The 23000-nt window shown below is 58.9% G+C and carries 22 protein-coding genes; 7 read left to right on the forward strand and 15 right to left on the reverse strand.

Features of this window, described 5'->3' with window-relative positions; translation table 11 throughout:
• Positions 1-9 precede the first annotated feature (9 nt).
• From thrC to ffh, 9 genes are all read right to left on the reverse strand, one after another.
• The gene (thrC, locus tag OQ287_RS12330; RefSeq protein WP_250938847.1) at positions 10-1398 is read right to left on the reverse strand and encodes a threonine synthase; all 1389 of its coding nucleotides are present in this window, start codon (positions 1396-1398) and stop codon (positions 10-12) included.
• 49 nt (positions 1399-1447) lie between these two features.
• Positions 1448-2776, reverse strand: a complete 1329-nt coding sequence (locus tag OQ287_RS12335) for a homoserine dehydrogenase (protein ID WP_250938845.1) — start codon at positions 2774-2776, stop codon at positions 1448-1450.
• A 108-nt stretch (positions 2777-2884) separates the two neighbouring features.
• A complete protein-coding gene (locus tag OQ287_RS12340) occupies positions 2885-3616 on the reverse strand; it encodes a DsbC family protein (RefSeq protein ID WP_250938843.1) in 732 nt (243 codons plus the stop codon).
• 3 nt (positions 3617-3619) lie between these two features.
• A complete protein-coding gene (gene xerD / locus OQ287_RS12345) occupies positions 3620-4516 on the reverse strand; it encodes a site-specific tyrosine recombinase XerD (RefSeq protein WP_265896636.1) in 897 nt (298 codons plus the stop codon).
• Positions 4517-4612: 96 nt separating this feature from the next.
• On the reverse strand, positions 4613-4969 hold the full coding sequence (gene rplS / locus OQ287_RS12350) for a 50S ribosomal protein L19 (protein WP_250938839.1): 357 nt from the start codon (positions 4967-4969) through the stop codon (positions 4613-4615).
• Positions 4970-5122: 153 nt separating this feature from the next.
• Complete coding sequence (gene trmD / locus OQ287_RS12355; protein WP_250938838.1) at positions 5123-5908, reverse strand: tRNA (guanosine(37)-N1)-methyltransferase TrmD; 786 nt, start codon at positions 5906-5908, stop codon at positions 5123-5125.
• Between the two features lie 36 nt (positions 5909-5944).
• Positions 5945-6484, reverse strand: coding sequence for a ribosome maturation factor RimM (gene rimM, locus OQ287_RS12360; RefSeq protein WP_265896637.1), 540 nt, complete (start codon positions 6482-6484; stop codon positions 5945-5947).
• A gap of 16 nt (positions 6485-6500) precedes the next feature.
• A complete protein-coding gene (rpsP, locus tag OQ287_RS12365; protein WP_250938836.1) occupies positions 6501-6761 on the reverse strand; it encodes a 30S ribosomal protein S16 in 261 nt (86 codons plus the stop codon).
• Between the two features lie 157 nt (positions 6762-6918).
• Positions 6919-8319, reverse strand: coding sequence for a signal recognition particle protein (gene ffh, locus OQ287_RS12370; RefSeq protein ID WP_250938835.1), 1401 nt, complete (start codon positions 8317-8319; stop codon positions 6919-6921).
• A 245-nt stretch (positions 8320-8564) separates the two neighbouring features.
• Between ffh and OQ287_RS12375 the strand changes: the two genes are divergently transcribed.
• The 5 genes from OQ287_RS12375 (at position 8565) to OQ287_RS12395 (ending at position 13207) form a co-directional block, all read left to right on the forward strand.
• The gene (locus OQ287_RS12375) at positions 8565-9368 is read left to right on the forward strand and encodes a cytochrome C assembly family protein (RefSeq protein WP_250938834.1); all 804 of its coding nucleotides are present in this window, start codon (positions 8565-8567) and stop codon (positions 9366-9368) included.
• A 91-nt stretch (positions 9369-9459) separates the two neighbouring features.
• On the forward strand, positions 9460-10743 hold the full coding sequence (locus tag OQ287_RS12380; RefSeq protein WP_250938833.1) for an HlyC/CorC family transporter: 1284 nt from the start codon (positions 9460-9462) through the stop codon (positions 10741-10743).
• An 80-nt stretch (positions 10744-10823) separates the two neighbouring features.
• Positions 10824-11195 (forward strand): PepSY domain-containing protein, encoded by a 372-nt coding sequence (locus OQ287_RS12385; protein WP_250938832.1) that lies wholly within the window; start codon positions 10824-10826, stop codon positions 11193-11195.
• Positions 11196-11198: 3 nt separating this feature from the next.
• Entirely contained in the window at positions 11199-11876 is a 678-nt protein-coding gene (locus tag OQ287_RS12390; protein ID WP_250938831.1) for a response regulator transcription factor, read from the forward strand.
• Positions 11873-13207, forward strand: coding sequence for a sensor histidine kinase (locus OQ287_RS12395; protein ID WP_250938829.1), 1335 nt, complete (start codon positions 11873-11875; stop codon positions 13205-13207). Before OQ287_RS12390 ends, OQ287_RS12395 begins: the two co-directional genes overlap by 4 nt.
• An 18-nt stretch (positions 13208-13225) precedes the next feature.
• Here the strand turns inward: OQ287_RS12395 and OQ287_RS12400 are convergent, their stop codons facing one another.
• Together OQ287_RS12400 and OQ287_RS12405 are read right to left on the reverse strand one after the other, a co-directional pair.
• A complete protein-coding gene (locus OQ287_RS12400) occupies positions 13226-15124 on the reverse strand; it encodes an MFS transporter (RefSeq protein ID WP_250938827.1) in 1899 nt (632 codons plus the stop codon).
• Positions 15121-15735: a TetR/AcrR family transcriptional regulator gene (locus OQ287_RS12405; RefSeq protein ID WP_250938826.1), complete on the reverse strand. Its 615-nt coding sequence runs from the start codon at positions 15733-15735 to the stop codon at positions 15121-15123. Before OQ287_RS12405 ends, OQ287_RS12400 begins: the two co-directional genes overlap by 4 nt.
• 121 nt (positions 15736-15856) lie before the next feature.
• Here OQ287_RS12405 and OQ287_RS12410 point away from each other — a divergent pair, with 121 nt between their 5' ends.
• Both OQ287_RS12410 and OQ287_RS12415 read left to right on the forward strand, forming a co-directional pair.
• Positions 15857-16552: an SOS response-associated peptidase gene (locus OQ287_RS12410; protein ID WP_250938825.1), complete on the forward strand. Its 696-nt coding sequence runs from the start codon at positions 15857-15859 to the stop codon at positions 16550-16552.
• Entirely contained in the window at positions 16549-19362 is a 2814-nt protein-coding gene (locus OQ287_RS12415) for an insulinase family protein (protein ID WP_265896641.1), read from the forward strand. Before OQ287_RS12410 ends, OQ287_RS12415 begins: the two co-directional genes overlap by 4 nt.
• A 37-nt stretch (positions 19363-19399) precedes the next feature.
• Here the strand turns inward: OQ287_RS12415 and sbcB are convergent, their stop codons facing one another.
• Genes sbcB through minC form a run of 4 tightly spaced genes read right to left on the reverse strand, consistent with a single transcriptional unit; the run spans position 19400 to position 22741 of the window.
• Entirely contained in the window at positions 19400-20845 is a 1446-nt protein-coding gene (gene sbcB / locus OQ287_RS12420) for an exodeoxyribonuclease I (RefSeq protein WP_265896642.1), read from the reverse strand.
• A gap of 45 nt (positions 20846-20890) precedes the next feature.
• Complete coding sequence (gene minE, locus OQ287_RS12425) at positions 20891-21151, reverse strand: cell division topological specificity factor MinE (RefSeq protein ID WP_250938822.1); 261 nt, start codon at positions 21149-21151, stop codon at positions 20891-20893.
• Entirely contained in the window at positions 21148-21963 is an 816-nt protein-coding gene (gene minD / locus OQ287_RS12430) for a septum site-determining protein MinD (RefSeq protein ID WP_250938821.1), read from the reverse strand. Before minD ends, minE begins: the two co-directional genes overlap by 4 nt.
• A 55-nt stretch (positions 21964-22018) precedes the next feature.
• Positions 22019-22741: a septum site-determining protein MinC gene (gene minC, locus OQ287_RS12435; protein ID WP_250938820.1), complete on the reverse strand. Its 723-nt coding sequence runs from the start codon at positions 22739-22741 to the stop codon at positions 22019-22021.
• Between the last annotated feature and the right edge of the window lie 259 nt (positions 22742-23000).

Raw genomic sequence — 23000 nt, forward strand, 5'->3', positions numbered from 1 at the left:
CGGGAAAGGTCAGTGGCGGTGTTCTGCCACATAGGCCTGAACGGCGGACAGCTCCGCCGGGAGCACGGCATACTGCTCTTCACGCTCCAGCAGATCGGCCATGGATGGCGGCAGCGCCGCGCCATCAAAACCGGCCTTGACGATGGCATCCTCGAACTTGGCCGGATGGGCGGTTGCAAGGGTGATCATTGGCGTGGTCTGGTCAGCGCGAGCCTTCTCGGCGGCGTAGAACCCGGTTGCGGTATGTGGGTCCAGCAACTCACCGGTCCGCGCGAACGCATCCTTAATAACCTCAATGATGCCGTCATCGCTCAGGCTGGCACTGGCAAACTGCGCTCGCAGTCGCGCCAGTGGCGCCTCCGCGAGTACGGCAGGCTCCTGCTGAAACTGCTCCAGCAATGCCCGGACCTGGTCACCGTCACGATCATAGGCGTCAAACAGCAGCCGCTCGAAGTTGGACGACACCACGATATCCATCGACGGCGCCAGCGTGGCCAGCAGCTCCTTTTTGGAAAAGTCATTGCTGGCAAGCGTGCGGTGCAAGATGTCATTGGCATTGGTGGCAATGACAAACTGCCTGACCGGTAGCCCCATCTGGCTGGCAGTAAAGCCGGCATAGAGGTTACCGAAATTGGCCGAGGGCACCGTGAAGCTGACCTCACGATGGGGCGCCCCCAGATTCACGGCGGCATACACGTAGTACACGATCTGCGCCATGATCCGGGCCCAGTTGATCGAGTTGACCGCAATCAACCGCGTACCGTTCAAAAACTGCTGGTCTGCAAAGCTGCCCTTGACGATGGCCTGGGCATCATCGAAGTTACCTTCGATGGCTACATTGAACACGTTATCCGACAGCACGGTCGTCATCTGCCGACGCTGGACTTCCGACACCCGCTGATAGGGATGCAGGATAAAGATATCCAGGTGATCACTGTGGCGACAGCCTTCAATGGCGGCCGACCCCGTATCACCGGACGTCGCCCCCATGATGACGCCCTTCTCGTTGCGCCGGGTCAGGAAGTGGTCCAGCAGACGACCCAGCAGCTGCAGGGCAACATCCTTGAAGGCCAGCGTCGGCCCGTGAAACAGCTCCAGCAGATAGTGGTTTGGTCCAAGTTGAACACTCGGAACGACCGCATCGTGCTTGAAGGTGGCATAGCTGTCTTCGATCAGGCCACGGAAGGTGGCATCATCGATGCTGTCACCCACGAATGGCTTCATTACCCGAAAGGCCACTTCGCTGTAGGGCTTTCCGGCCATGTCGGCCAGCTCATCATGGCTGAACCGGGGTAGCGTCTTCGGCACGTACAGGCCGCCATCACTGGCAAGTCCGGTCAACAGCACGTCTTCAAAGTCGAGTTCCGGGGCAGCGCCCCGGGTACTGATATAGCGCATCGCTCTTCTCACAGAATCATGTGCCGACCCCGGCACAAGGCAAGCCTGTTCAGGCGTTATCGTCGAGGTTTTCAACACGAATACGAGTGACGGAGCCGGCCACGTCCGCCAGGGACTCCAGCTGGCGAATGGCCTCGTTCATGCTGGATTCACGTGTGCGGTGGGTCAGCATGATGATGGGCACCAACTCGCCTTCAGTGGCTTCCTTCTGGGTCAGGGCTTCAATGCTGATGCCCTGCTCTGAAAGAATCGTCGCCACGCGAGCCAGCACGCCTGGCCGGTCGACCGCCATCAGGCGCAGGTAATAAGCCGTGACGATGTTTTCCATCGGCAGCACCTGGGGTGCCTGGTCGCTCTGCTCGATGATCCCGCTGAACGCCAGATAGGGCGTGCGGTACTTGTGCTCGGTGACCATGTCACGCGCCACGTCCAGAAGATCCGCCACCACGGCAGACGCGGTCGGTTCAGCACCGGCCCCCGCTCCGTAATACAGCGTGGGGCCCACGGCATCGCCCATGATCTCGATGGCATTCTTGACGCCATGCACATTAGCCAGCAGACGCTGCTTTGGAATCAGCGTCGGGTGCACACGCAGCTCGATGCCCTCATCGGTCCGGCAGGAAATGCCCAGATGCTTGATCACATAACCAAGGTTATCGGCCTGCTCGATGTCTTCCGAGGTAATACGGCTGATGCCTTCGGTATAGGCCTTTTCGAACTGCAGCGGTACGCCGTAGGCGATCGAGGCCAGAATGGTCAGCTTGTGGGCCGCATCGATTCCTTCCACATCAAAGGTCGGATCTGCTTCCGCGTATCCCAGCGCCTGAGCTTCCGCCAGCACATCGTTGAAGTCACGTCCTTCATCACGCATGTGCGTCAGGATGTAGTTGCCCGTGCCGTTGATGATGCCCGCCAGCCATTGGATACGGTTACCGCCAAGGCCCTCGCGCAATGACTTGATCACCGGAATGCCGCCCGCAACCGCCGCCTCGAAGGCAACCATGACACCCTTCTCGGCCGCCGCCTGAAATATTTCGTTACCATGCACGGCGATCAGGGCCTTGTTGGCCGTTACTACATGCTTGCCGTTGCTGATGGCTTCAAGTACCAGTTCACGCGCGGTGTCATAGCCGCCGATCAGCTCGACCACGACATCGATGTCCGGGTTTCTGACCACCTCGAAAATATCGTTCGTGACGTTGATACCAGCCAGGTCACAGGCCGGGTTGTCACGACGTGCAGCCACCTGCTGGATGACAATCGGACGCCCGGCACGACGCGCGATATCGTCAGCGTTGCGTGTCAGAACATTGAAGGTGCCGCCACCTACGGTACCCAGCCCACAGATACCTACCTTTACCGGTTCAAGCGTTGTCATGGTTTCACTACCCAGCCAAGTCGAATAAAGATCATCTCGATCTGCGAAAAAAGAGCCCAAGTGTAACGTCATTGGGCACGGCAATGAATGCCGGGCCCGCTGAAAGGCTCAGCGCTTTTCGAGCATTTGAATCAAACGCTGCGCCGGCAGATAGCCGGCAATCATCTGGCCATCCGGCAATACAATGGCCGGAGTCCCCTGAATCCCGATCTGCTGACCCAGCTGATACTGTGCCGCTACCGTGCTGTCACAACGAGTACGTCCCCGTTTGGCGTCCCCTTTCATGGCCGCCGTCATGGCCTCACTGCGGTTCTTGCTGCACCACACGCCGGCCAGCTCCTCGGCTCCCCTGGACCCCATTCCGGCGCGAGGAAAGGCCAGATAGCGCACTTCGATACCGGCCTTGTTAAGGGCGGGCACATCATCGTGCAGCTTGTGGCAATACGGGCAGGTCGTGTCCGTAAATACCGTCAATACGTGCCTGACCTTGCCGGCAGGCCGAAAGATCACCATGTCCTGCTCGCTGACCTGATCCATCTGCGCCTTGCGCTTCTCATTGCGCTGCTGCTCGGACAGATTGACCAGCCCACCCTCGGTATTTTCGTAGAGATCCCCCACCAGCAGATAGCGCCCCTTGTCATCGGTATAGAAGGTTTCTCCGGACGCGAGGTGTACTTCATTGATCCCCGGAAGCGGGGTGCTGGCCACGGATTGAACCGGCATTTTCTGACCATTGACGACCAGGTTGTCCAGCAGGGCCTGATCATCGGCCATGGCGGCGCTGGAAAGGACACTTGCACAGGAGGCCAGCGCCAGAACGGCACATATTCGACTTAACATTCATCAACCTCTTGGATGGTGCATGGCATGCAGTGCTTCAAGGCGAGCCTGCGCCACGTGGGTATAAATCTGGGTTGTCGACAAGTCGCTGTGACCCAGTAGCTCCTGTACGACACGCAGATTGGCCCCATGATTCAATAAATGGGTCGCAAAGGCATGACGCAGGGTGTGGGGCGACAGGGGCTTGTGAACCCCGGCCACCATAGCGTGATGCTTGATACGATGCCAGAAGGTCTGCCGCGTCATGAAGCCATCACGCCGACCCGGGAACAAAGGCTCGCGCGTAATGGATGCCATCAACAGTGGCCGGCCGTTGCGCATGTATACGTCCAGCCACTCAAGCGCTGTCTCGCCCATCGGTACCAGCCGCTCGCGATCCCCCTTGCCCAGCACACGCACAACCCCCTGACGCGGATTGACATCACTGACACGCAGGCCAACCAGTTCGCTGACACGCAATCCGCAGGCATAAAGCACTTCCAGCATCGCGCGGTCCCGCAACCCCAGCGCGGTATCGGTGTCCGGCGCGTCCAGAAGGGCATCAACATCAGCCTCATCCAGTGTACCCGGGAGATCCGGCCGGACCCGCGGCAGGCTGATGCGAGCAACCGGATCATGGATAATCATCGCCTCTCGCACGTTCCAGCGATAAAACCGGCGCAGGCTCGACAGAAGCCGAGCATTGGATCGGTCGCTGTAACCGGCCGCCACCCGCTCGCTGAAAAAGGCCTCGGCATCGCCCTGCTGCGCCGTCAGCGGGCGAACGCCATGCGCTTCAGCAAAGCGCAGCCAGTGGCGCAGGTCCGTGCGATAGGCCGACAGCGTATGGGGGCTGGCACCACGCTCAAGCCACAGTGCATCCAGAAAGGTATCCACCAGCTGTTCACCGGATGGCGACATGTCATTTCCCCTGAAAATGAAAAGGCCCCGCGGCAATCATGCCAGCGGGGCCTGCTGTGAGCTACCCCTGGGGCAGCCCATCGCCTTGAGTGGCGATCAGGACAGCTTTTCCTTGATACGTGCAGACTTGCCGCTACGCTCACGAAGGTAATACAGCTTGGCCTGACGAACGTCACCGCGACGTTTGACGGCAAGGCTGTCAACCAGCGGGCTGTAAGTCTGGAAGGTACGCTCGACGCCTACACCGTGGGAAATCTTGCGCACGGTGAAAGCGGAGTTCAGACCGCGGTTACGCTTGCCGATGACGACACCTTCAAAGGCCTGCAGACGCTCGCGAGTACCTTCAACAACCTTGACCTGCACCACAACCGTATCACCCGGGCCGAACGAAGGAATTTCCTTGTTCATCTGCTCGTTTTCGATTGCCTGGATCACCTTGTTCTTGCTACTCATGACACACTCCTGATATTCATTGGTGTTCACCCCTCTTCAAGCGGTGAACGCTGATCCCGGCGCTCGAAAACGCGGGAGTCACATTGTGGATGACGCATCCTGTCAGGCATCTGCCGCCCACACTCGCACCGCGCAAATCACGTACTGCGGGTACTATGAGGATGCACCGCCGTCGCCGGGAGCGACGTAGTCCTTTTTGAACGCTTCAAGAAGATCATGTTCCTCCTTGTCGAGCGTCCGTCCTTCGAGCAATTCCGGCCGTCTCAGCCAGGTTCTACCCAGCGACTGCTTGAGCCGCCAGCGCCTGATTTCGCCGTGATGGCCACTGAGAAGCACGTCCGGCACCTGCCGACCATCAATGGCTTCCGGCCGGGTATAGTGCGGACAATCCAGCAGTCCATCGGTGAAGGAGTCCTCTTCGGCAGAGCCCTGATGCCCAAGCACCCCGGGAACCAGTCGCGCCACCGCGTCGAGAAGTACCATGGCCGGCAGCTCACCACCGCTCAGCACATAATCTCCTACAGACCACTCTTCATCGATATCGGCCTCGATGACTCGCTCATCGATACCTTCATACCGTCCTGCCACCAGAATCAGTTTCGAGTGACGCGCAAGCGCCTGAACCCCCTGCTGATCCAGCCGGCGCCCCTGGGGCGATAGATAGATCACACGGGCAGGACGATCGTCCTCGCTCGATACCTGTTCTGCTGCCCGCCGAGCCTCGTGTATGGCCGAGCGGAGGGTATCCACCTTCATCAGCATGCCAGGACCGCCCCCATAGGGCCTGTCGTCCACGGTGCGATGTCGGTCCGTGGCGTAATCCCTCGGGTTCCAGGTAGCCAGCTCGATCAGCCCGCGTTCCACGGCCCGTCCCGTGACGCCATAACGCGTAAGCGCGTCAAACATCTCGGGAAACAGGGATACCACACCTACCCACACAGGATATTCTGCCTTCCAGCGACGCCATACCGCATGTTAAAACTCCGGATCCCAGTCGACGGTCAGTTCGCCGCGGTCGAGATCAACGTCGGTTACAACATTGCTGATATACGGCAGCAATCGCTCGCGCCTGTCGATACTGTCGTCACTCCCCTTGACCACCATGACATCATTGGCGCCGGTTTCGAACAAGTGATCGATCCGTCCAAGTGTCTGGCCATCAACGGTGACAACGCGCAGACCTTCAAGCTGATACCAGTAAAGCTCGTTCGCATTCAGAGGAGCCAGCTGCTCGGTCGGTAACCGGATTTCGGCGCCGGCGAGTGCCTCGGCATCATCACGCGAATCAACACCCTCGAGAAACACCACGAGACCCTTGCCCTGCGGGCGGCCCTGAAGCACACGCATGGTGCGCGTCTGGCCCTGAGTCACGACAAGCCATTCGGGATAACCGAAAATGCCCTCGATGGGATTGGTGTATGAATACACCTTCAAGCCACCCTTGACGCCATGAGGACTGGTCAGCGCACCAAGCAGCACACTGTCCTGCGTCGAGGGACGCGTACGGGACGTCATCGGGTCAGCCATCGTCTCAGGCCTCGACAGCCTGGGCCTTGCGTGCTTCCTTGACCAGCTCGCTGACGCGTTCGGTCAACTGGGCACCCTGGCTCTGCCAGAATTCAACGCGCTCAACGTCAAGACGCAGACGCTCTTCCTGGCCGCGGGCAACCGGGTTGAAAAAGCCGAGGCGCTCGATAAAGCGGCCGTCACGGGCACGACGAGAGTCGGTGACCGCTACGTGATAAAACGGACGCTTCTTGGCGCCACCACGGGCTAAACGAATCGTTACCATCGTTAATGTCCTTTGGGTTGGTATCAATCAGAGCCTTGGCAAGCTCCGGGTGAATAGTCACGTGCCCGCATAATGCGGGCACGTTTGTTTGAAGACGCGGTATTCTACGGGAAAGTTCAATGATTGGGAACCACTTACCCTGTCCCTGACCGAAGGCCTACCTCCCGGGAAAACCACCCGGTCCGCCACCCATCGGGCCGCCCGGGCCGCCACCGCCCATCATGGAGCTCATGCCACGCATCATCTTCTGCATGCCGCCCTTCTTGCCCATCTTCTTCATCATCTTCTGCATCTGCTTGTGCTGCTTCAAAAGACGATTGAGATCGGCCACCTGGGTTCCGGACCCGGCGCAGATACGACGCTTGCGAGACCCATTGATCAGTTCCGGCTTGCGACGCTCCTTCTGGGTCATGGAGTTGATCATCGACTCGAGCTTGCCGAACTCCTTCTCGCTGGCCTGCCCCTTGGCCATGTCGGCCATCTGCCCCATCCCCGGCAGCTTGTCCAGCAGGTTGCCCATGCCGCCCATCTGCTTGAGCTGCTGAAGCTGGTCGCGGAAATCTTCCAGATCAAAGCTCTGCCCTTTCTTGATCTTGCGGCTGAGCTGATCGGCCTTGGAACGATCAACCTTGCGCTCGGCCTCCTCGATCAGGCTGAGCACATCGCCCATGCCCAGAATGCGCGAAGCAATACGATCCGGGTAGAACGGCTCGAGGGCGTCGGTTTTCTCGCCCATGCCCAGAAACTTGATCGGCTTGCCGGTAATATGACGCACCGACAGGGCCGCACCGCCACGGGCATCCCCGTCGACCTTGGTCAGAATGACACCGGTCAGCGGCAGCGCCTCATGGAACGCCCTGGCCGTATTCGCCGCATCCTGCCCGGTCATGGCATCGACGACAAACAGCGTTTCCTGCGGTGACAGGGCGCGGTGAAGCTCCTGAATTTCGCCCATCATCACGTCATCGACGTGAAGACGGCCCGCCGTATCCACCAGCACAACATCATGAAACTTGATGCCGGCATGCTTGATCGCCGCATTGGCGATATCCACCGGTTTCTGACTGCTGTGAGACGGGAAGAACTCGACCCCCACCTCGGAGGCCAGCATTTCAAGCTGATCGATCGCCGCAGGACGATAGACATCCGCCGATACCACCAGCACCTTTTTCTTCTCGCGTTCCCGCAGGTACTTGGCCAGCTTGGCAACCGAGGTGGTCTTGCCCGCCCCCTGCAGGCCTGCCATCAGGATCACCGCCGGCTCGCTGCGTCCGAAATCCAGTGGCACATTGGCCTCGCCCATGATCGATTCCAGCTCCTGCTGAACGATCTTGACGAACTGCTGGCCCGGCGACAGGCTCTTGGAAACTTCCTGGCCAACGGCACGTTCACGCACCTGATCGATGAACGCCTTGACCACCGGCAGGGCAACATCCGCCTCCAGCAGCGCACGTCGCACCTCTCGCAGCGTGTCCTTGATATTGTCTTCAGTCAGCTTCGCCTGTCCGGAAATGGACCTGAGCGTGTGCGACAGGCGATCTGTCAAACTGTCAAACATAAGCCTCTCCGGCAAAACGGCGCCTGACGGGAAGCCTCCCGGGCGCGGTGTCATGGGCATTTGACAACGGATTATACGCACAAGAGGCCCGTGCCTCCATGGGTTGGCGCTGCACCGAACGAATTTACCCGACTGCGACGTCATGGCCAGGCCATCGGATGCCACCACAGACAGCTTTACGGTATAGTGGTCAAAACAAGTCCACCCCGAATCATGCACGACCATTCAAGGAGATGACGCTCTTCATGCAGGCACTGCCCTTTGCCTTCGCGGCCATCTTGCTGTATCTCGCTGCCGGTCTGTGGCAGGCCATGGCCCTGGCGCGCCGAGTTGAACCTCGCCCGGCACCGGTACAGTGGCTGGGCGGCACCGCAGCCCTGTGTCACGGCGTCATCGTTTACCTGACCATTCACGCGGCGACGGGATTCAACCTGGGCCTGTCGGAAAGCGCATCGCTGGCCTGCTGGATCATTACGCTCCTGTTGATCGTGGTCAGCTTCTTCAAGCCCATCCTGGCTGCCTCGGCCATTCTGTTTCCGATTGCCGCCGTCTCTGTCACGGCCGTTATCGGCCTGCCGGGCAACACCGTGGAAAGCGGATTCAGCCCCGGCCTGATCATCCACATTGCTACCTCCATGCTGGCCTATGGACTGCTGAGCATTGCGGCCGTGGTCTCCATTCTGCTGGCATTCCAGCAACATGCGCTCAAGCATCATCATCTACGGGGCATCATCCAGGTGCTGCCTCCCCTGGTACGCATGGAGCGGTTGCTGTTCGAGCTTATCAGCTGGGGAATGGTCTTCCTGACCGGTGCCATCATCAGCGGCTTTATCTTTCTGGATAATCTGTTTGCCCAGCACCTGGCCCACAAGACCGTCCTGTCGATTGCCGCATGGATCATTTTCGGCATTCTTCTGTGGGGCCATCATTATCGTGGCTGGCGAGGTCAGCGCGCCGTTCGCTGGACCCTTACCGGAAGCGTCTCACTGCTGCTGGCCTACCTCGGCAGCAAACTGGCACTGACCCTGATCTACCACTCTACCTTTTGATGGGCAGGCGCCGATGCAGGCCCCGTGCCTTGACACCGGCGCAGCAAATCCCTACAACCATCTCTGGCTTTATATCGAGGATTATTGAATTTTGAGCAACGACACATCGTTGTGGGTGATGTTTGTCCTGCTGGGACTACTGATTGCCCTGTCAGCCTTCTTCTCGAGTTCCGAGACCGGCATGATGTCCATCAACCGGTATCGCCTGAGCCACCTCGAAAAGGCCGGTGACAAGCGCGCCAAGCGCGTACTGCGTCTGCTTGCCCGTCCGGACCGCCTGATCGGTGTCATCCTGATCGGCAATAATTTCGTCAACAATCTGGCAGCCTCGATTGCCACCATCATCGCGATCCATTTCTTTGGTGATGTTTCCGGTCCGGCCATTTCCACGGCAGCCCTGACGCTGGTAGTACTGATTTTTGCCGAAGTGACGCCCAAGACCATGGCTGCAGTAAAGCCCGAGCGCATCGCCTTCCCCGCCTCGGTAATTCTTGAGCCCCTGCTGAAGTTCATGTATCCGCTGGTCTGGCTGGTCAACGGCATCTCGAACGGCCTGTTACGCATGGTTGGCATCAAGGATGTTTCAGGCGGCGCTTCCAGTTTAACGCGAGATGAACTCAGAACCGTGGTGCACGAGGCCGGCACGCTGATTCCCCGCCGCCACCAGTCCATGCTGATCTCGATTCTTGATCTGGAAAACGTCACCGTCAACGACATCATGGTGCCTCGCCACGAGATTGTCGGCCTGGACCTGGACAGCCCCATAGACAGCCTGCTGGCTGACATCCGGGCCAGCCAGCACACGCGGCTCCCGGTCTACAAGGGTGATATCAACAATATCATCGGTATTCTTCACCTGCGCAATGCTGCGCGCTTTCTGTCCAAGCCGGAAGTCACCAAGGCTGCCATCGTTCAGGAAGCCCGCGAACCCTACTTCATCCCCGAATCCACCCCGCTCCACACGCAACTGCTCAACTTTCAGCAGCAAAAGCGGCGCATCGGTATCGTGGTAGACGAGTACGGCGACATTCAGGGGCTGGCAACACTCGAAGACATTCTCGAAGAGATCGTGGGAGAATTTACCACCGACGTCTCGGGCACCCATCAGGACATACACCTGCAAAATGACGGCAGCTATGTCATTGACGGTACAGCCAATATTCGTGAGGTGAACAAGGTGCTCGGCTGGCAGCTTCCCACGGATGGCCCAAAAACCCTCAACGGACTGATTCTCGAACACCTGGAGTCCTTTCCCGATGCTGCAGCCTGCCTCCAGATCGGCACGTCCCGGATGGAAATTCTGGACGTCAAGGACAACCTGATCACTGCAGCGCGCTGCTGGCAGGCTACCGTACGTCGCCCCATTCGTGACTAGAGGGCCGACACAAGGGCTGTTTCAGGTTGAAGTGGCGCGAATACAGTAGTCTTTGAGCCTTTGACGCGACGGAGAGCACCATGACTCTCGCCTACCATTGGCCGGCTGCTGCCGCAGGGATGCGGGCCATAAGGCACCCTGCCACTTTCCTGTGGATCGGCGGGCCGTGCCTGGTCCTGGTATGCCTGATGGCCATGACCCAGCCGTGCCAGGCTGATCTCTCCCAGGATGATGTGCTTCGCCTGACCCGCTCGGGCCATATCATTGAATTTCCAGCCATACTGGAGAAGGCACGACGCCATCACAGCGGTAAATTGCTGGAGGCCGAGCTTGAAAAGGAACATGACCGCTATATCTATGAAATTGATATTCTTGATGACCAGGGCACAGTCTGGGAATTGAAATTCGATGCGGTCACAGGTGATTACATTACCGCCAGCGAGGAAAAATAAGTTATGCGGTTGCTACTGGTTGAGGACAATGTCCCGCTTGCCGATGAGCTCAACGCGCTGTTCAGCAGAAACGGCTACGCCGTGGACTGGTATACCGATGGCCGCGACGCTGCCACCATGGCGGTCAAGGAACCCTACGATGTCATCGTACTGGACCTGGGGCTCCCGGGCCGACCCGGCCTGAGCCTGCTTGAAGAATGGCGTGAAGCCGGTCTGGATATCCCCATCCTGATTCTGACGGCTCGCTCAAGCTGGAGCGAACGTATTACCGGCCTTCGCGCCGGTGCAGACGATTACCTGCCGAAGCCGTTTCATCCGGATGAATTGATTCTGCGTCTGCAGGCACTGGTTCGGCGCCGTCATGGCCAGCGCCCCTCTCCGACGCTGGCTGTCGCAGGTGTAACTCTGGATGAAAACAGCCAGACAGCAATGCGCGACAGCGAAGGCAAGGCCGTCAGTCTGACCCGCGCCGAATTTGCGATCATGCGCTATCTGATGCACCACCCCGAACACGTTATTCCCAAGGATCGGCTGCTGGATCACCTGTACGACAGCGAGCATGACCGCAACCCCAACGTGGTCGAAGTCCACATCAACCACCTTCGCCAGAAACTGGGCCGCAGCATCATCGTGACCCAACGTGGCCAGGGCTATCGATTTGGTGGCGACAGCACGACATGATGTCGCTGACCCGACGGCTGGACATGGGGCTGTTGCTGGCCAGCCTGGTCGTCATGCTGTTGCTGGCCCAGGGCAGCGTGCTGCTGTTTGACTACGCAACGCGCGATTATCTGGGGGAGCGACTACAGGAGGATGCTGAAAGCCTGATCGCCAACCCCCAGCTTGAAAACAGCCCACAGCGCCTTGATCCGGATACACTGCGAGCATCCTTTAATCGCGTATATTCCGGTCACTACTTTCTTATCCAGATTGACGACCTGCCGCCCATTCGCTCCCGTTCGCTGTGGGACTTTCAGATCAAGCCCCATAGCCAAGGCCTGTCCCACGGACTGGAGCCCGGTCCGGAAGACCAGAAACTACTGGTATGGACAGGTCAGTACCACCGTGGCACTCATGAAATCCAGGTCACGACTGCGCTTGACTATACCCCGGTAACCTACCGGCTATTCTGGCTTCGCTGGTCCATCTGGGGGCTCGGCGGGGCCATGGCAGGGCTTCTGGTATTGATTCAGCGTCGTGTGATCCGGCTTGGCCTCAAGCCACTTGACCGCCTGCAGCAGGAACTGGCCCAGCTTCACGAAGGCGAACGCATGGCCCTTGAAACCCCCATGCCCGCTGAAATATCTCCGGTCGTTACCGAGCTCAACCATCAGCTCGGACGCATCGAGCAGGTGCTCAACCGCTCACGCGATGGCATTGCCAATCTGGGGCACGCCCTCAAGACACCGCTGGCCGTGATGGAAGCCCTGCTTTCCAGGGAAGAACTCAATCAGCATCCTGATATCAAGAAGGGCCTGCAGCACCGGCTGGATGATATCCATCGACTGGTCGAGCGTGAGCTACAGCGAGCACGTCTTGATACCAGTGAGGTATCACCGGCCGCACGCTTTCGCCCGGAACACGATTTGCCGCCACTGCTGGATACCCTGCGTGAAATTCATGGTCCCAGGATTCGCTTTCTCTGTCTGGGGGACAAGCCTGCCTCTCTTCCGTGGGACAGGGATGAACTACTGGAAGTGCTGGGCAACCTGCTTGATAACGCCGGCAAGTGGGCAGCCAGTCAGGCTCGCCTCACGCTTCATGCCGAAGAACATGCCATGCGCCTGCAGGTTGATGATGATGGCCCAGGGATAGCCATCGAACATCGAGGTGATGTGTTGAACAGGGGAACGCGCCTGGATGAGCAGGTCAGCGGGCACGGACTGGGGCTGGGCATTGTTGAACAGATCGTTGGCCACCATGGCGGCACCCTCACCCTGGGCGAGAGCAACCTTGGCGGCCTCTCTGCAACCATCACCCTGCCCTGGCCCACCCCCAAGCTGGCAGGATAAGCCAGCCTGGTGAAGAAGCTAGTGTGGCGGTGAAAGCGGAGCGGTACTGGCGGTCAGATCGCCCTCTTCCTTCAACGCCATGACGGCATGCTGCAGGTCCAGACGGCTGGTATCCGCCGGCAAGGGCTCACCGAATCTGAGGCAGACCCGTGCACGACACCGGCTCGGCCATCCCTTGAAGGGCCGCCCCCCTTGGCGGGAAGTCCATGACCCCCACAGGCCGGACAGGGCCGCCGGCACGACAGGTACCGGGTCTCGCTTCAGGATCAACTCGATCCCGCGCCGAAATTCATGTACCTGACCATCCCGGGTCAACCGACCTTCGGGAAACAGCATCACCACTTCACCATTACGCAACGCGTCGCTGATTTGATCGAGCGCTCGGCGCATCCCCTTGGGATCACGACGTTCGGATTCCACCGGAATAGCGCCGGCAATCCGAAAAAACCAATTCATCCACGGTGACTGATAGATCGGCTTGTCCATCAGAAAGCGCAGCGGACGTGAGCTGGCGCCCCCCATGACCAGTGCATCCATGAAGCTGACATGATTACACACGATCAGTGCAGCGCCCTCGGCCGGAATATGACGACGCCCGGAAAGCCTCAACCGATACCAGCAATGCACCAGCAGGAAAATGACAATGCGCATGGTGGGCCGAGGATGAAGACTGGCTACACTGACGGCAATCAACAGGGCCAGCAGGGCCAGCAATACAAACAGGGTGGATAGTGAAGCCTTGAAGACACTGAGCACCAGCACACCGAACACTGCTGCAGCAATCATGAAGACAGCATTCAGCAGGTTATTGGCAGCGATCATCCGCGCTCTCTGATCTTCCGGGCTGCGCAACTGAATCAGCGTATAAAGCGGCACGATATAAAGCCCGCCTCCCACGCCCACCGTCGCCAGCTTCAAAAGCATCCACCACAACGCGGGCATGGACAACAGGGACGCCATCGATTGTGGCGCACTGGCCAGGGGGTCTGTCATGGCAAACCCGAACCCACCCAGTGCAATCAAAAGGGCACCAATGGGTACCAGGCCGACTTCAAGGCGGCCGGCTGACAGGCGTGCACAGATCAAGGCACCCAGCCCGATACCGACGGCAAAGGCAGCCAGCAACAGACTGACAGCCGTTTCACCTCCCATGACGATCTGGCGAGTCCAGATCGGCAACTGTGTCAGATAACAGGTGCCCAGAAACCAGAACAGGCTGATGGCCACCAGGGCTGGAAAAACCCGTTTGGCACGCCAGGCGTCCTTCATGACGCGCGTTGATTCGCGAATGGGCTGCCAGCGCACCTTGTGAGATCTGACAGGAGGAGCGGAGGGAATAAGCCAGCAGGTGCCCAGCCCGATCAATGCCACGACCACCAGGCATATGGCGGCCAGCCAGTTGCCTTCCGAAGGCTCGGACAGCAGAAAGGAAGATGACAGGGTACCCAGCAAAATGGCGAGAAAGGTACCCATTTCAATCCAGGCGTTGCCACTGACCAGTTCATGTCGCCCTAGGTGCTGGGGCAAAATGGCGTACTTTACCGGGCCAAACAGCGCTGACTGCGTTCCCATCATGAACAGTAGCGCCAGTAATACTTCGAAGGCTCCGTTGATCAATGCCCAGGCAGCCCCGAGCATGGTCAACAGCTCCAGCCATTTAAGCGCAGTAATCAGGCGCCGCTTGTCCATGGCATCGGCCAGCGCACCGCCCAGTGCGGAAAACAGCAGAAAGGGAAGAATAAAGAGACCGGCTGCCAGGTTATTGACAAGACCGGCATCCCAGCCGCGCTGTGGCACGGCAACAAAGGTGACCAGCAACAACAGGACATTCTTGAACACGTTGTCGTTGAATGCACCCAGCGCCTGAGTCCAGAAAAAGGGCGCAAAGCGCCGGTGCCACATCATTTCTGCACTCACGCGCTGTCCTTGTAGCGGAGACCGCGAATGATGGTAGCCAACAACTGATCCAGCAGCTCCGTGACCTCCAGCGGCTTGCCCTGCCAATATCCCAGACGCTCGTTAAGTCCCAGCTGCACCAGCCCGTGAACACTGCCCCACAGAGAGCGGGCCATGTAGTTGGCCTCGACCTGACTAAGCGTGGGCTGAATCTCCCGAAGAGTCTGCTCCACGCGGATGAACAACTGCTCGATCATGTTACTCTGGCGCTGATCAAGCTCTCCTTCCTGCGCCAGCGGATGGTCAAAAAGCAGTTGCCATCGGTACGGGTATTTCTGGGCAAACTGCCAGTAAAGGCGAGCAAGACGGTAGATGCGCTCACTTGGCGCATGATCTTCATTGTCTTCCTCGATGCCGCTTCGCAGGGCATTGAGGGTATCGATATTGACGTATTGCAACAGATTACTGAAGCTGCCGTAGAGTTTAAGCAACGTACTCGGCGCGCACCCGACTTCTCGGGCGATGGAGCGTAACGACAGGGAGTGGATCGGCTGAGACACGAGCCACTCATCACATGCCGCCATCACTCTCGCATGCAGCTCATCCGGTGCATGCTGTCGTGGACGGGCCATTGCATTCCCCTGGTATAATTATCATCGAACAGCGTTTTCGTACAGCATATCGCGCACCGGTTTAAACGCAAGGGCTTTGTTCCCCTGTGTAAAAACATGAACAAACAGGTTAAGGAGTGGCATGGCAGGTCGACTATGGGTAGGTGATTTTTCCCTCCCCTCCGCAGTATCGCCACTGACGCGACGCGGGCCGGTAATTACCAGTACCAATCTGGCACCTCGGCGCCCCATCAGCACCCTGCGCCATGAGGCCGGAGTCGGTGCAGTACTTGATCAATGCTTCTGGGGCCTTACCCCCCCATGGCTCAAGGTACTGGACCATGCGCCTCACTGTGCTCGAGCCGAATCCCTGTTCGAGCGCCCCATGTTCCGGGATGCCATCACCACGCAGCGCTGCCTGATCCCGGTATCCGGTTTTTACGTATGGAAGCCGCAGCCCAAGCGCAAGCAGCCATTTCTGGTCGTTCATATCCAGCGGCGACCGCTGCTGCTGGCCGGACTATGGTGTCGTTTTGAACAGCAGTTCACTCATTACGACAGTTGCGCATTGATTACCGTTCCCTCGCTGCCCCACCTGACGCCACTGACCGATCGGCTGCCGGCCGTCATAGCGCCTCACCGGGCTCGACAGTGGCTGTCACCGGACACGCCGATGGATGAGGTGCACCAGATGCTTTCCTGCCCGTTCCCGGAACCCCTGGGCGCCTATCCGGTCACAACCCTGGTCAACAGTCCAGAGAACCAGTCCATGCAATGCACCCACCCGACCGGCCCGATGCTGGTCGACAGGCACCACGACACACCGGATACACCATGACGCCTTCCCGGCTCGCACTCTGCCTGCTGCTTACAGGATTGAACCTTGCCTCCCTGCCGATGACCGCAGCGGCCTCGATCATCAAAAAAAGCCCGAATGATCCGGCCACCTACCAGGCCATGACGCTGGATAACGGCCTGACCGTCATTACGGCTCACGATCCGGGTGCCGAGCGCGCGGCGGTAGCCGTAAACGTCGAAACCGGCAGCGAGGATGACCCGGCGGCCTACCCGGGGCTTGCCCATCTGACCGAACACATGCTGTTTCTGGGTACACGGGACTATCCGGCGCCCGGGGCCTTTGACACCTTCATGAGTCGGCATCACGGACAACACAACGCCTACACCACACTGCGCAATACCAACTACCACGCCAGTGTAAGCCCCAAAGCGTTACCAGCATTGATTGAGCGTTTCAGCGGCTTTTTTACAGCCCCCACACTGGATAGCCATTACGTCGACCGGGAACGTCACGCCGTCAATGCAGAATTCAGCATGCGGCTGGATAATGACGCGGATGGTCGACGAGACGCGATGATTCAGGTCATGAACCCGGATAGCCCGGTACATCGCTTTACGGTAGGCAATCTTGAAACACTGGGCGGGGATCCTGACCGACTGGCGCAGGCGGTCAGAACGTTCTATCAAACCCATTATCACGCAGGGAAAATGACCGTGGCACTGGTCGGCCCGCAATCTCAGACAGAGTTGCAGTCTATGGCCCGTGCCCATTTTTCCCGGGTCCGCGCATCGGACACCGCCTTGCCTGATCACGAACGCACATCCCCGGCGCTCTTTGAGCCAGAAACCCTGCCCCGCACCCTGAACGTACACAGCCGTCGCGACCAGCGCTCCGTAAGCTTCATGTTTCCGATCGCCCATAACGAGCGCGATATTCACAACAAGTCCGCCGATTTCATTGCAGGCCTGATCGGTGATGAAGGACCAGGCAGCCTGCTGGCTCGCCTGAAGGCCATGGGCTGGGCCAATGGCCTGACAGCCGGTGTCAATCAGCTCACTGGACGCCAGGCACTGTTCACTGTCGGCATCCAGCTTACTCCTGAAGGAGCACGCCATCTGGACCGGATTCAGGCCAGCCTGTTCGACGTTGTGACTCACATCAGGGCCGGGGGGCTGCTGCGCTGGCGCTACCAGGAACAGGAACAACTGGCTCGTCAGCAATTCCGCTTTGAAGACGTCCCCGATACCGACAACCTCGCGATCTACCTGAGCAGCCACGCCCATCAGTACCCTCTGACGGATTTGCGTCGGGCACCCTATGTCATGGACCAGTTCAATGCTCCTGAACTGCGTGCGATTCTGTCAGCCCTGCGCCCGGCGCGGCTGCTTCGACTGTACAGTGGTCCCGACATTCAAGGGCAGAAGACCAGTCCCTGGTTCAAGGCCAGCTATACGACGCATGCCGTCACCGCGTGGCCTGATGCCGAGCCACTTGATGGACTGCGGCTCCCCTCACCCAATCCTTATATCGCGCGCAATCTGACCCCGGAAGGACCAGAGAGGCAGCCACCGGCCCGCCTTGTTGATCTACCGGAAATGGATATCTGGTATCAGGGCACCCGACAGTTTCACAGCCCCCGAACAGCGTGGCGACTCAGCCTGCAAACGCCACGAGCCAATGCCAGTGCACGAGAGCAGATCCTGACCTCTCTGCTGGCCCGATGGTGGATCGACAGCCTGAGCAGTACCCTTTATCACGCCGCCACTGCCGGTCAGCAGATCGGCGCCTACAGCCATGCCAGAGGCATCACCCTGTCATTGACCGGCTGGAGAGACCGTCAGCCCCTCATCATCAAACGCATGCTGACCCAATTGAAGACTGGCGCCATACAGGCTGACGATGTGGAGCGGCTCACCACCGAACTGCGCCAGTCATTGATCAGTCAACGTCAGAATCCTGCCTGGCAGCGTCTGGCAGCCGCCCTTCACCCTTTGACAGTGATGCCCGCCTTTACCGAGCAACAGCAGCAACAGGCGCTCAAGGGCATTACCGCTTCGGACCTGCGAGCATTCCGGGCACGTTTCATCAACCACCTGCATCTGGAGGGAATGATTACCGGCGATATCACCCAGGATCATGCCCTTCAAGCTGTCGAGGCAATCAAACAGCAATTGCATCCGAACCTGACGGATACCGCCATCGACACCCCCGCCCCCCAGTATCCAACGCGTCAGGCGCCGGCCTGGACCATTCCGGTCGATGACGGCAATCATGCCGTCATCCGCTACCTTCAATGGCCCTCACGGGATGAAAGAACGCGCGCCGCCGCTGCCGTACTGGGACAGTGGATCGCCTCGCCCTTTTATAATCAGTTACGTACCGAGCAGCAGCTGGGTTATGTGGTAAGAGCCGGTTATCAATCCATACTGGATGCCCCAGGCATCATGATGACCGTACAGTCTCCCACACATGATGGAGATGACCTGAGCCAGCGTATACAGACACTGATTCAGGCCCTGCACCCGCCCGCCACTCCGAAAGCCCTGGCCCCCTACCAGAAGAATCTGGTACGCGAGCTGCTGAAAAAACCACGCACACTCGACGAGTTGACCAGCAGGCACTGGCAGGCACTGGGAATGAATACACTGGGTACGCATCCCCGACAACGCATGGCTGACGCCGTACGCGCACTCACACCGGATGACGTCCAGGCCGCATGGAAACAGGCCCTTGAATCCCCCTCGATAACACTCCACGCCCGCCCGAGCGACAAGGCCGTGCCGCCACCCGCGCCTGACTGGGGGCTGCGCCCCCTGCCTCCGGCACCAGCAATGAAAAACGCGCCCTGAGGCGCGTCTTTCATTGCTGTAAAGGTAGAGTGCCGAGCTAGCCGAACGCTTCTTCCGGCATCATGCCCTCGACATACAGCACCAGCTCTTCCAGTAGCTGACGATCACGATCTTCAAGGGGCTGCTGATTAAGCCGTTCGATCGCACGCGCAAACTGCTGCAGCGTCAGCGATGACAACTGAGGCGAGTTCATGCGCTCCCAGCGAAACTGCTCCCATTGTCGGCGTTCTTCATCACTGAGCGTGACCGGATAATTGCGCGCCCGATACCGGAACAGCATTTCCTCCAGCCGCGGATCCTGAAATGACGGCTGCAGCTCATGCAGCGCCTCTACGGGACACTCACGCACCCGAGCCATTTCCCGCTTGTCACTGCCGGAAAAGAACGCTCCGCTGTACAGCATCAAATCCGGGTCTTCCACGGCAGCACCGGGTGGCCCCTCGCCGAAGACGGCCTCGACCTTGCCGACCACGTCGCCTCGCCCGGCCAGCGCCTTCCAGTGCTGCTCGGCCTGCGCCTTGTCAATGCCAAGACGCTGAGCCACGGTTTCATCCACTACGCTGATCGGCATGACGACCGGAGAGCGATTGATATGAATCACCTTGAGAGGAATACGATGTTCACCCTCGCTCAGCTCATCGGCACTGGCAAACACCCGTGCACGGATAGCCTCCGGCGACAGCTCGAACAATGGCTCCGGATCCACCGACAGGTCATAGACAATGACCCCATTGGGGTTGGAGGGATGCCTGGCCAACGGGATGATCAGCGCACTGCAACCGCGTACCGCCGGATAACGACGAGAGATATGCAGCATGGGCTTGCGGCGCTGCACATCCAGCTGCTCGGCCACCGTCTGCTTGCGCCGCAGCGACAACAGGTAATCGAATAGCCGGGCATTTTGCGCTCTGAGCAGCTTCGCAAGCTCGATGGTGGCATACACATCCGCCAGCGCATCATGGGCGTTGCCGTGTTCGATCCCGTTGGCCTGGCTTAGATGCTCAAGCTTGAAGCTGGGCACCCCGGGCTCACGCTCCGGCCACTGAATACCGTCAGGACGCAGCGCATAAAACGCGCGTACCACATCGATCAGGTCCCAGCGTGAATTGCCGTTTTGCCATTCACGTCCGTAGGGGTCAATGAAGTTACGGTAAAACAGATGACGACTGATCTCATCATCAAAGCGCAGGGTGTTGTACCCCAGTGAACAGGTATTGGACACCTGCATCAGATCGGCAATTCGTCCGGCAAACTCGGTTTCAGGCATCCCTTCCCGACGCGCCTTCTGAGGCGTCAGACCGGTAATCAGGCAGGCATCGGGATGAGGAAGATAATCATCCGCCGGCTGACAGTACCAGACAACCGGCTCACCGATCACATTGAACTGCTCGTCAGTGCGAATGGCAGCAAACTGGGACGGACGGTCCCTTCGCGCATCTGCACCAAAGGTTTCATAGTCATGAAACAAGAATGTGGCCTGCACCCCGCCTCCTGTTAATCAAATACCGGACATGGACCCCTGCCGGGATCAGCTGTCCTTGCTGTTGGGCAGTGTGACGTTCAGCTCGAGGATGGAGCAGTCATCTTCGCTGTCGAGCGTAATATTGACTGCTTCCTGATCCACCGACACATAGCGGCGGATTACTTCCAGCAGTTCCTGCTCGAGCATGGGCATGTAATCGGGCTGGCCGCGATGGCCTCGCTGGTGCGCCACGATGATCTGCAGCCGCTCCTTGGCCACCGAAGCGGACTTTTTCCGCTCGCGCTTAAGAAATTCGAGAAGTTTCACCGGCGCCCTCCGAATATACGACTGAGAAAGCCTTTCTTCTGGGCCTGGTGGAAGCGAAGGGTGACCTCTTCTCCCAGCAGGCGAGAGACAGTGTCGGCATACGCCTGACCGGCGTCGCTGCTGTTATCGTGCGTGACCGGCACCCCCTGGTTCGAGGCCCGAAGAACGGCTTCGGATTCTGGAATCAGACCGATCAGCTTGATCGACAGGATTTCGGTAATGTCATCCAGATTCAGCATGTCTCCATGATCCACCCGTTCCGGATTGTAGCGGGTGATCAGAAGATGCTCGCGTACCGGATCGTTGCCCTGCTCTGCGCGACGGGTCTTGGACGACAAAAGGCCCAGAATCCGATCCGAGTCCCGCACGGAAGATACTTCGGGGTTGGTCACCACGATGGCTTCGTCAGCGTAGTACATCGCCAGCTGGGCACCTCGCTCGATACCGGCCGGTGAGTCGCAGATGATGAAATCAAATTCTTCCTTGAGCTCACTCAGAATGCGCTCGACGCCTTCCGGTGTCAGCGCATCCTTGTCACGCGTCTGGGACGCGGGAAGGATATACAGGTTTTCAGTACGCTTGTCGCGAATGGTGGCCTGGTTGAGCGTCGCCTCCCCCTGAATCACATTGACCAGGTCATATACCACGCGGCGCTCGCATCCCATGATCAGGTCAAGGTTACGCAGGCCCACGTCAAAATCGATAACAATGGTCTTGTTGCCACGAAGCGCCAGCCCTGTCGCAATCGCTGCCGCGCTGGTGGTTTTCCCTACTCCGCCCTTGCCGGAGGTCACTACGATAATCTTGGCCAAAATCACATTCCTATGCTGACGTTACGCAGTACATTATCCGGTTGCCCTCGGATTGTTACAGCGCCTCGATATATAAATGATCGTTGTTCAAATACACCTGAATGGCTCGCCCGAGCAATGCAGGGTCAATATCTTCCAGCCGCTTGTAATTCCCGCTGATCGAGAGCAGCTCGGCATTCAATTCGTTGCAGAACACCCCGACATCGGTATCGCCGTGGATACCGGCCAGAGCGCGTCCACGCAATGGGCCATATACATGAATACTGCCTGCCGCCAGAATCTCGGCGCCGGCATTGACAGCACCGACTACCACCAGGTCGCCGTCGGGGGCACTGACCTGCTGACCGGAACGTACCGTTCCCCGGTATACGCGTCCACCACCAGGTACCGCAATATCGACGGCCGGCTCTGCCGGTACCACCGCCGGTACGGACTCCACGGTGCGTGCGCGTTCCTCGGTAGGCGGAAACCAGCCAAGCCCAAGAGCCCAGGCTGACTGCTTGACCCCGTCAGCGCCACCCCGCACCGCGACCGGCAGCAGTTTGTGAGCACGACAGACGGCACACAGACGCTCCAGCGCCAGGTGCGGCTCGTCGAGTTTTTCGACGCTCAGCACCACCGGCGTATGCTGAAAAAAGGCCGGCGACTGACTGATCTTGCTGACCAGTTGCGCCCGGATCTCTTCCGGGTCGGCACTGGACAGCTCCATAACCGTCATTGGCAGCATGCCGCCCTTGAAGGTAAAGGCCGTATTTTCCCTGTCCATGTTGAGGCTCATGCCATGCTCCACATTGGCTGATATTTCCTGGATCCCGTACCGTATTTCACGCATCCAGGCGGCTTACGCTATAGGCAGTAACGGTCAAACGCAATTGATGATACGGCTTGTTCCCGGCAATGTCAGGTGTAGATCAGAAGCGACATAACGGGCAATCGCGGTATTGTACGCCGGGATGAGCAAGGACGTGCTTAAAATGGGTGCCCCACCCATGTAAACTGCTTCACTGTATTTCAATGCCGGTCGTCACGGTACCGGC

Source organism: Larsenimonas rhizosphaerae, assembly GCF_026240105.1.
GTDB classification, from domain to species: domain Bacteria; phylum Pseudomonadota; class Gammaproteobacteria; order Pseudomonadales; family Halomonadaceae; genus Larsenimonas; species Larsenimonas rhizosphaerae.